Below are 8,768 nucleotides of genomic sequence, written 5' to 3' on the forward strand. Positions count from 1 at the left end.
GCACACCCCGCCCGCCGCGTCCCACGCGGACCCGACGGTGGTGCCGCCCGCCCGTGCCGCACAGGCGCCGCAGGCCCTGTCCGCCCTCGCCCACACGGGCACGGACGCCACGGTTCCCGCCCTCGCGGGCGCCGGGGCCCTGGTCCTGGGCGGAGCGGTCCTCTACCGCAGGTTCCGGCCCACCGCCGGACACTGACGGCAGGTGCCGGACGGCTGTGGGCCCTAGGGGCCTACGGCCGTTCCGGCTCCGCCGAGGTCGCGTGGAACCGTCGATGGAGCGCCCGCACCTCCTGCGCCAGCTCGGGCACCGGCCCCTCCACGGTCACGCCGGGGGCGATCTCCTGGACCGGCAGGGCCCGCACCGGCGCGGCGGGAACGCCCCACTCGGCGAGCCATGTCGTCAGCTGGGCGGACGAGGCGACGTACACGATGCGGCCGAGGCCCACCCACGCGTGGGCGGCCGCGCACATCGGGCAGTGCTCGCCTGACGTGTAGACCGTGGCCGCCGCCCGCTCCTCGGGCGACAGCCGCGCCGCGGCCCAGCGGGCCAGCTCGAACTCGGGATGGCGGGTCCGGTCGCCGGACGCCACCCGGTTGTGGTCCTCCGCGAGCACCGCCCCGTCGGCCCCGACCAGCACCGAGCCGAACGGCTCGTCCCCGGCCGCCAGCGCCTCCTCGGCGAGCGCGACGCAGCGGCGCAGATGCGGGAGTTCGTCGTCCTTCAGCATGACCTGCGGCTCTCCTCGTCCTCGGACCGGTCCTCGACGCCAGCGTACGGCGGGCCGGCGAGCGCCCCGGAGCGGACGTACGGCAGGCGGGCCGGCGGAAAGGCGTGCCGTCGGCCCACGGCGACGGCCGTCAGGGCCAGGCCCATCAGGGGCAGTGCCGTCCAGGGCAGCGCACCGGCGCCCGCGCCCTCCAGGACGACACCGCCGGCCAGCGAGCCGCCCGCGATGCCCGCGTTGTACACCGTCGTCTGGAGCGAGGTCGCCACGTCCGACGCCGCCGGGCCCGAGGCGTCCACCAGCGCGGTCTGGATCAGCGTCGGCGCCCCGCCGAAGGCGACACCCCACAGGGCGGCCGACACCAGCAGTACGGCGGGCGCCCCGGCGTACCGGCCCAGCGCGAGCATCACCGCCGCGCAGAGGGCGAGAGCGGCCAGCAGGGTGCCGCGCAGCCGCCGGTCGACGAGCAGGCCCGTGGCCCAGATCCCCGCGACCGTGGACGCGCCGAACACCAGCAGCACGACGTCCGTCCGCCCGAAGCCCGCCTGCGCCGCGAAGGGGGCGACGTACGTGTACATCACCTGATGGCCCAGCAGCAGGAAGAAGGTGACGGACAGGATCACCGGGATTCCGGGGAGCAGGGCGACCCGGGCGAGCGGGACGCGTGTGCCGCGCTCCTCGCCGGGGAAGTCCGGGACCCGCCACCGCACCCAGCCCACCAGCAGCACGGCCACCCCGGCCAGCAGCCCGAACGCCGCACGCCAGCCGGCCAGCCGGGCCAGCGCGGTCCCGGCGGGCACCCCCAGCGACAGCGCCAGGGTGATCCCCGCCAGCACGACCGCGATCGCCCGCCCGCGCCGCTCGGCGGGCACCATCCGGGCCGCGTACCCGGCGAGCATCGCCCACAGCGTGCCGCCCGTCACCCCGGCGACCAGCCGCGCCGCGAACGTGACGCCGTACGACGACGACAGCGCGACCACCACGTTGCTCAGCGCGAAACCCAGCAGTGCGCCCATCAGCACCGGACGCCGGGGCAGGCCGCGCAGCAGCGCGGTCACCGGGATCGCCGCCGCGAACGACGCCACCGCGTACCCCGTGACCAGGAAGCCCACCCGGGACTCGGAGACGCCGAGCGCCGGCGCCATGCGCGGCAGCAGTCCGGCCGGCAGCAGCTCGGTGACGACGGCGGTGAAGGCGGCCGTGGACAGGGCGAGCAGCCCCGACCAGGGCAGGGGCGCGGGCACGGCGGTGCCTTTGGATATGGACGCGGTGGACATGCGACCATCGTCGGAGGTTCACATCAGTGTGAAGGCAAGCGCGATCGGGAGCCAGACATGAAGATCGGCGAACTCTCCCGCCGCACCGGTGTCCCCACCCGGCTGCTGCGCTACTACGAGGAGCAGGACCTGCTCCACCCCGACCGGGGCGAGAACGGCTACCGGGCCTACGGCGAGGCGGCCGTCCGGGACGTCCAGCAGATCCGCGGGCTGCTCGACTCCGGGCTCACCACCGAGATGATCCGCGCGATCCTGCCCTACCTGTCCGGGCCCGACGAGATCATCCTGCCCGCCGAGCATCTGACCCCCGAGACCGCCGCCCTGCTCCAGGACCACATCGACCGCATCCAGGCCCGCATCGACTGCCTGGCCCGCAACCGCGACCGGCTCAGCGGCTATCTGGCGGCCGTACGACCGCGGGAGAACGCGGCCCGCCGATAATCCCGTTGATCACATCGGGGCGCGATGCTGAAGTGTGCCCATGGACAACGCCGCGATACTCGCCCTGTACGACCGGGACATGCGCGAAGGCGCACTCCCGGAAAGCCCCGGCGCACGCGTCGAACGCGTCGGGCGGGTGGTCCGCCATGTCGGCTCCGAGGACGGCTGGAACGGCGTCGTGTGGTCCGATCTGAGCGCCGCGGACGCCGACGCGGCGATCGCCGAGCAGATCGCGTACTTCGGCGGACTCGGCCGCGACTTCGAGTGGAAGCTCTACGGGCACGACCGGCCCGCCGGCCTCGGGGACCGGCTCGCCGGGGCCGGGTTCGTGCCCGAGCCGGAGGAGACCCTGATGATCGGCGAGACCGGCGAGCAGCTCGTCGGCGCCGAACTGCCCGAGGGGCTGCGGATCGTGCCGGTCACCGACATGGCGGGAGTCGGCCTCATGGCGGAGGCCAACGAGAAGGCGTTCGGCAAGGACTCCGCGTGGCTGGTGGACCTGATGCGGGACCGCCTCGCCACGGACCCGGACAACCTGGTCGCCCTCGTCGTCCTCGCGGGTGACGAGCCGGTCAGCTCGGCGCGCATGGAACTCATCCCCGGCACCCCCTTCGCCGGCCTGTGGGGCGGCGGCACCTCCGAGCCCTGGCGTGGCCGCGGCATCTACCGCGCCCTCGTCGCCCACCGCGCCCGCATCGCCGCCGACCGCGGCTACCGCTACCTCCAGGTCGACGCCTCGGACCAGAGCCGCCCCATCCTCCAGCGCCTCGGCTTCGCCCCGCTGACCACGACGACGCCGTACGTGTACGTGCCGTAGGCCCGCCTGTCCCCGCGTCTGCGCGTCCCCGTACCGCCCGTTCGGCCGCGTGTCGGTTGCCCGGCGGACGGGGCGCCGGTGGTATGGCAGCGGGGCCGCTGTCGCAGGGCCCGGCTCCCGTCAGCCGCCAGGGAAGGGCCCACTCATGCCACGGACCGTCGTACGGATACCGCTCCGAGGGGCCGCGAGCGCGGCGGCCGGTGCGCTGGTGATGCTGCTCGGCGCGGCCGGCCCGGCATCGGCGGGCGGACCGGGCGGGGACGGCGCCGTCGTCCTGCGCTGGAAGCCCTGCGAGGGCCAGCCGCGGGCCGCGTTCGACTGCGCGATGGCGAACGTACCCCTCGACCACACCCGTCCCGCGGACCGCACCATCGAGCTGGCCGTGATCCGGCACCGCGCCGCCGAACCCGCCGAGCGGGCCGGCACGCTGTTCTTCAACCCCGGCGGGCCGGGCGGCCCCGGCACCGTCGGCCTGCCGGAGCTGTACGAGAAGTTCCCCCGCGAGCTGCGCGACCGCTACGACATCGTCAGCTGGGACCCCCGAGGCGTCGGCGAGAGCACGGCCGTGCGCTGCTTCCCCTCCGCACAGGCGGCCGCCGCCTGGCATGCCGAGGTCCCCACGTTCCCGGTGGGCGAGCGCGAACAGCGCGCGTTCGCCGCCTCCTACGCCGACCTCGCCCGGCGCTGCGAGCGCGACGACCCGGAGCTGCTGCGCCACATCTCCACCGCCGACACCGCCCGCGACCTGGACCTGCTGCGCCGCGCGACGGGGGAGGAACGGCTCAACTACTGGGGCATCTCGTACGGCACGCTGCTCGGCGCGACCTACGCGAACCTGTTCCCCGAGCGGGTCGGGCGTCTGGTGGTCGACGGGAACGTGGACCCGCGGGCGTGGGTGAACGGGGGTGCGACCGGTGAGCCCGAGCTGAACACGTTCCTGCGGCTCGGCTCCCACCTGGGCTCGGCCGGGACGCTGGCCCAGTTCCTCGACCACTGCGGCCGGGCACCGGTGACGGGATGCGTGTTCTCGGCCGGCAGCCCCACGGCCACCCGCGCCAAGTACGACTCCCTGCTGCGGCGCCTGGCGAAGCGGCCGGTCGGGGAGTGGACGTACGCGCGGACGGTGAGCGAGGTGCGCGGCGGGCTCTACACCGTGCACCCCGGCTGGGCCGGGATCGCGGACACGCTCGAAGGGCTGTGGGCCGGGCGGGCGCCCGTGGACCCCGGCACGGTGGCGGCGGAACCGGCGCGCTACCCGGGCTTCGAGCAGTCGACCGCGGTCATCTGCGCGGAGAGCCCCAATCCGGCTTCGCCGGACCGCTATCCGGGGCTGGAGCGGCGTGCGGTCGCGGAGGCCGGGGCGCTGGGCAGCTGGTGGGCCTGGGCCACCGAGCCGTGCACCGCGTGGCCGGCCCGCGCGGCGCGGCCGTACACCGGTCCGTGGGACCGGACGACGGCCCACCCGGTGCTGGTGGTCAACCCGACCCACGACCCCTCGACCCCGTACGCGTCGGGCCGGGCGATGGCCGCGGAGCTGGGCCGTGCGCGGCTGCTGACGCTCGACGGGTACGGGCACACCGCGCTGGACAATCCGAGCGCCTGCGTCGGGCGGCATGTGGTGCGCTACTTCCTGACGGGCGCGCTGCCGCCGGAGGGCGCGCGGTGCGCGCAGGACCTCCCGCCGTTCGTCGAGCGGATCCCGGAGTCGGCGGCTCCGCCCGCCTCGGCCGGTACGCCGACCCGGACGCGGTCCCCCGGCGAGTCGCCCGAGCTGCGGGCGCCGTACGGTGTCTGGCCCCAGGAGGTCGTGTCGGGCCTGTTGCCCCCGCGGGGTGGCGTGCGGACGGACGCCCGCCGTTGACATGCAGGTGAGTACCTGCATAACGTGGGGCGTGCGATCAGAGAGCGACTCCGCGACGGACCAGGTGTTCAAGGCGCTGGCCGACGACACGCGGCGACGGCTGCTGGACCGGCTGCACGAGCGGTCCGGGCAGACCCTCGGGCAGCTGTGCGAGCACATCGACATGAGGCGCCAGTCGGTCACCCAGCACCTGGCCGTCCTGGAGGCCGCCAACCTGGTCGCCACGGTGCGGCGGGGGCGGGAGAAGCTGCACTACCTCAACCCGGTGCCGCTCCACGACATCCAGGAGCGGTGGATCGACAAGTTCGAGCGCCCGCGGCTGCGCGTGCTCAACGAGGTCAAGCGACGAGCCGAGGAAGCCATGGCCGACAAACCCACCTTCGTCTATGTCACCTACATCGCCAGTACGCCCGAAGGGGTCTGGGACGCGCTCACGGACGCCGGCCTGACCGCCGCCTACTGGGGGCACAGCAACGTCTCGGACTGGCGGCCCGGCTCGCGCTGGGAACACGTGCGCACGGACGGCTCCGGTACCGCGGACGTCGTCGGCACCGTCGTGGAGAGCGAGCGTCCGACCCGCCTCGTCACCACCTGGGCCGCACCCGGCGAGGAGGGGCAGCCGGAGCGGCACTCGCGGGTCACCTTCGAGATCGTGCCGCACGCCGAGATCGTCCGCCTCACCGTCGTCCACGAGGACCTCGCCGACGAGGGCGCGCTCGCCGAGGTCTCGCAGGGCTGGCCCGCGGTGCTGTCCAACCTCAAGTCGCTGCTGGAGACCGGCCGCACCCTGCCGCAGGAGCCGTGGCTGGTGCCCAGCGGCTGAGGGGCCACGGGACAGAGGGACCGCGGGGCCGATCGGCGGGGCGGACGACGGAAGGCGGCCCGGCGCCGGGCCGCCTTCCTGTCTCCGCTCTGTGCTCTACGGGGCCTGTGCTTTCTCGTTCTCGTTCTCGTTCTCGTGGAGGTGCGTCACGCCTTGGGGACGCTCTTCGCCGCCGTACCGGCGCACAGCAGTCCGAGGATCAGTGCCAGCGCCCCGATGATGATGTTGTTGACGATGACACCGGCGTCCGGGCTGTCGCCGACAACCCACGGGGCGACGACCATCCAGATACCGAGCGCGCACATGGCCCAGCTCAGGCCGTACATACGGGCCGGAGCCGCGGTGAATCCGAGCGCCAGCAGGCCGATCGCTATGCCGACGATGAGGTTGTGCGTCATGAGCGCGGGCTGGCTGGCGGTGTAGTGGAGTATCCACGGGGACACGGCGCAGTACAGACCGAGCAGGAACACCGGTCCGTCCACGAGCGCCACGTCGCGACCATCGAGCATGCGGTCGTACCGGGTCCGCATCTCGGAAACATCCGGGTGAGTCGACATGTCGCCCCGGGAGTGCGAGACGTTGGCCATGACTCATCTCCTTCGACTTGCAGGTCTGACCGCGTCTGGTGCGGTGTGCGGTAAGAGCCGCGCAAGCCCATTCTGCGCTTATTTTTCCTTTATGTGTAGAGGTGGGCGGGTCACTCGGCGGGCGCGGTTCAGCCCAGCTTCTTCAGCAGTTCGGCGGCGAGCGGGCCCGAGGAGGCCGGGTTCTGGCCGGTGACGAGGTTGCCGTCCACGATCACGTGCGGCGCCCACGGCTCGCCGACCCGCACCTCGACACCGGCCTCGGTCAGCCGGTCCTGGAGCAGCCACTTGGCCTTGTCGCCGAGGCCGGCCTGCATCTCCTCGGCGTTGGTGAAGGCGGCGATGCCGCGGCCGGCGAAGGCGTTGGAGCCGTCCTCCTTCACGGCGGCCAGCAGGGCGGCCGGGCCGTGGCAGACGACGCCGAGCGGAGTGCCGGATTCCAGGGCCGTCGCCAGGAGGCGGCCGGAGGCGGCGTCGACGGCCAGGTCCTCCATCGGGCCGTGTCCACCGGGGTAGAAGACGGCCGCGTAGTCGGCGAGATCCACGTCCTCCAGGCGGACCGGACGCTGCAGCTCGGTCATCGCGGCGAGCCCGGCGGCGACGCGGTCGGCCCCCTCCTGGCCGCCGTTCAGCTCGGCGGCGAGGCTGCCCTTGTCCACCGGCGGGACCACGCCGCCCGGCGTGGCGACGACCACCTCGTGGCCCGCCGCGCGGAACGCCTCGTACGGGGTGACGGCCTCCTCGGCCCAGAAGCCGGTGGGGTGCAGGGTGCCGTCGGCGAGCGTCCAGTGGTCGGCGCCGGTCATCACGAACAGGATCTTTGCCATGGTGGTCTGTCTCCGGGGTGTCGAGTTCTCGTGGTGGGTGTCTTGGTGTCGGTGTGTCGAACCTAGGCCGTCCAGCCATAGGAAACCAATGAGGATTCCAATGTCAGGTATGGGAATCCCGATGGGCGAGGCGGAATACTGCGGATGGTGGAGCAAAGTCATCACCTGGACCTGAACCTGCTGCGTACCTTCCTCGCGGTCTACCGCTCGGGGTCGTTCACCGGCGCGGCGCAACTGCTCGGCCTGTCGCAGCCGACCGTGACGACACAGATGCGGACCCTGGAGCGGCAGGCCGGGCGGGAGCTGTTCGAGCGGCTTCCGCGCGGTGTCACCCCGACGGCCGTCGCCGACGCGCTGGCCGCGCGGATCTCCGCACCGCTGGACGAGCTGGCCACGATGGCGGGGCCCGGCCCGGCGGTGGCGGGACGCCCCGAACCCGTGCACCTCGCCGGTCCCGCCGAACTGCTGTGCGCCCGCGTGCTGCCCGCCCTGGCGCCGCTGGCCGCCGACGGCGTCCGGCTGCGCGTGGCGACCGGCCTGACCGAGCCGCTGCTCGACGAACTGCGGGCCGGCCGGCACGACCTGGTCATCGCCACGACCCGCCCGCGCGGCCGGACCCTGACCTCGACGCCGCTGATGGACGAGGAGTTCGTCCTGGTCGCCGCCCCGGCCTGGGCCGACCGGCTCGGGGACCGGCCGCCCGCCGAACTGCCCGCCGCCCTGCACCCGGTCCCGCTGGTCACCTACGCGCAGGACCTGCCGATCGCCCGCCGCTACTGGCGGCACGTCTTCGGCCGACGGCTGTCCGGCCCCGCCGCCGTGACCGTGCCCGACCTGCGCGGCGTGCTGGCCGCGGTCGTCGCGGGCGCGGGCTTCACCGTCCTGCCGCGCTACCTCTGCCTGGCCGAACTGGCCTCGGGCGCACTCGTCGCCCTGCACGAGCCCGAGGACCCGCCGATCAACACCGCCTTCCTCGTCCAGCGGCCCGGAGCCGTGGAGAACCCGGACATGGCCCGCGTTCGCGACCTTCTGCTGGGGGAGGGCCGCGCCTGGTGAACGGGCCCGCACCACAATGGACCCCTAACTGAATAATCAAAAAAGTGAGTAAGCTGGGGTGACTCGTCGACGCAGGGGGCCCCTCCATGTCCAGCACCCACAACACCCACAGCACCCGGATCAGATACGCGCGCTACGTCGCCCTCGGCGACAGCCAGACGGAAGGGGTCGGCGACGGCGACGACACGACCGGCCTGCGCGGCTGGGCCGACCGCCTCGCCGAGCAACTCGCCCACCACGACACCGGATTGCGGTACGCCAACCTCGCCGTCCGCGGCCGGCTGGCCGGGCAGGTCCGCTCCGAGCAACTCGCCCCGGCACTCGCGCTCCGCCCCGACCTCGCCACCGTCGTCGCCG

The 8,768-nt window shown here is 73.7% G+C and carries 11 protein-coding genes; 7 read left to right on the forward strand and 4 right to left on the reverse strand.

Annotated features, from left to right (window positions below):
- Positions 1 to 196: LPXTG cell wall anchor domain-containing protein (locus BZL64_RS03100; RefSeq protein ID WP_143662963.1), on the forward strand; the 196-nt coding region annotated here is incomplete at its 5' end.
- A 34-nt stretch (positions 197 to 230) separates the two neighbouring features.
- Here the strand turns inward: BZL64_RS03100 and BZL64_RS03105 are convergent.
- Positions 231 to 728 carry a nucleoside deaminase gene (locus BZL64_RS03105; protein ID WP_086765885.1) on the reverse strand — a complete coding sequence of 166 codons (498 nt, stop codon included), beginning with the start codon at positions 726 to 728 and terminating at the stop codon, positions 231 to 233.
- Positions 722 to 2,002: an MFS transporter gene (locus BZL64_RS03110; protein WP_086765887.1), complete on the reverse strand. Its 1,281-nt coding sequence runs from the start codon at positions 2,000 to 2,002 to the stop codon at positions 722 to 724. The genes BZL64_RS03105 and BZL64_RS03110 overlap by 7 nt, the downstream gene beginning before the upstream one ends.
- Before the next feature lie 57 nt (positions 2,003 to 2,059).
- Between BZL64_RS03110 and BZL64_RS03115 the strand changes: the two genes are divergently transcribed.
- The 4 genes from BZL64_RS03115 to BZL64_RS03130 all read left to right on the forward strand — a co-directional run bounded on the left by BZL64_RS03115 (position 2,060) and on the right by BZL64_RS03130 (position 5,944).
- Entirely contained in the window at positions 2,060 to 2,443 is a 384-nt protein-coding gene (locus BZL64_RS03115; protein WP_086765889.1) for a MerR family transcriptional regulator, read from the forward strand.
- A gap of 40 nt (positions 2,444 to 2,483) precedes the next feature.
- Positions 2,484 to 3,260, forward strand: coding sequence for a GNAT family N-acetyltransferase (locus tag BZL64_RS03120; protein ID WP_086765891.1), 777 nt, complete (start codon positions 2,484 to 2,486; stop codon positions 3,258 to 3,260).
- Positions 3,261 to 3,405: 145 nt separating this feature from the next.
- Positions 3,406 to 5,121 carry an alpha/beta hydrolase gene (locus BZL64_RS03125; protein ID WP_086765893.1) on the forward strand — a complete coding sequence of 572 codons (1,716 nt, stop codon included), beginning with the start codon at positions 3,406 to 3,408 and terminating at the stop codon, positions 5,119 to 5,121.
- Positions 5,122 to 5,152: 31 nt separating this feature from the next.
- Positions 5,153 to 5,944, forward strand: a complete 792-nt coding sequence (locus BZL64_RS03130; RefSeq protein WP_244205156.1) for an ArsR/SmtB family transcription factor — start codon at positions 5,153 to 5,155, stop codon at positions 5,942 to 5,944.
- A gap of 146 nt (positions 5,945 to 6,090) precedes the next feature.
- On the opposite strand, the gene BZL64_RS03135 is transcribed toward BZL64_RS03130, so the two are convergent.
- Positions 6,091 to 6,531 (reverse strand): SPW repeat protein, encoded by a 441-nt coding sequence (locus BZL64_RS03135; RefSeq protein ID WP_086765897.1) that lies wholly within the window; start codon positions 6,529 to 6,531, stop codon positions 6,091 to 6,093.
- 128 nt (positions 6,532 to 6,659) lie between these two features.
- Positions 6,660 to 7,355: a type 1 glutamine amidotransferase domain-containing protein gene (locus BZL64_RS03140; RefSeq protein ID WP_086765899.1), complete on the reverse strand. Its 696-nt coding sequence runs from the start codon at positions 7,353 to 7,355 to the stop codon at positions 6,660 to 6,662.
- 144 nt (positions 7,356 to 7,499) lie between these two features.
- On the opposite strand from BZL64_RS03140, the gene BZL64_RS03145 reads away from it, so the two are divergent.
- The gene (locus tag BZL64_RS03145; protein WP_086765901.1) at positions 7,500 to 8,411 is read left to right on the forward strand and encodes a LysR family transcriptional regulator; all 912 of its coding nucleotides are present in this window, start codon (positions 7,500 to 7,502) and stop codon (positions 8,409 to 8,411) included.
- An 86-nt stretch (positions 8,412 to 8,497) separates the two neighbouring features.
- Positions 8,498 to 8,768: GDSL-type esterase/lipase family protein (locus BZL64_RS03150; protein WP_244205157.1), on the forward strand; the 271-nt coding region annotated here is incomplete at its 3' end.

Source organism: Streptomyces bobili, assembly GCF_002154575.1.
Taxonomy (GTDB): domain Bacteria; phylum Actinomycetota; class Actinomycetes; order Streptomycetales; family Streptomycetaceae; genus Streptomyces; species Streptomyces bobili.